The organism is Xanthomonas bonasiae, assembly GCF_017163705.1.
In the GTDB taxonomy this organism is placed as follows: domain Bacteria; phylum Pseudomonadota; class Gammaproteobacteria; order Xanthomonadales; family Xanthomonadaceae; genus Xanthomonas_A; species Xanthomonas_A bonasiae.
Window position 1 is genome coordinate 1 of record NZ_JAFIWB010000071.1, and the last position, 404, is coordinate 404.

1 protein-coding gene is annotated in these 404 nt (G+C 67.1%); it reads left to right on the forward strand.

The features are described 5' to 3' along the window. A partial coding sequence (locus tag JR064_RS22945; RefSeq protein ID WP_241093264.1) for an ABC transporter transmembrane domain-containing protein occupies positions 1–404 on the forward strand: 404 nt, incomplete at both ends.

The window sequence follows — 404 nt, forward strand, 5'->3', positions numbered from 1 at the left end:
GGCGCGATCACGCCGGTGCTGCGCAAGCGCCTGCAGGACAAGTTCGCGCGCGGTGCGGACAACCAGTCGTTCCTGGTCGAGACCGTCAGCGGCATCGGCACGGTCAAGGCGATGGCGGTGGACCCGCGCGCCACCCGCACCTGGGACAACCAGCTGGCCGGCTATGTCAGCGCCGGTTTCGGCGTGACCCGCGTGGCGACCATCGGCCAGCAAAGCGTGCAGCTTGTGCAGAAGCTGGTGGGCGTAGCGATCCTGTTCTTCGGCGCCAAGCTGGTGATCGACGGCAGGCTTTCGCTGGGCCAGCTGATTGCCTTCAACATGCTTTCGGGCCAGGTGTCGGCCCCGATCATCCGCCTGGCACAGCTGTGGCAGGACTTCCAGCAGGTCGGCATCTCGGTCGAGCG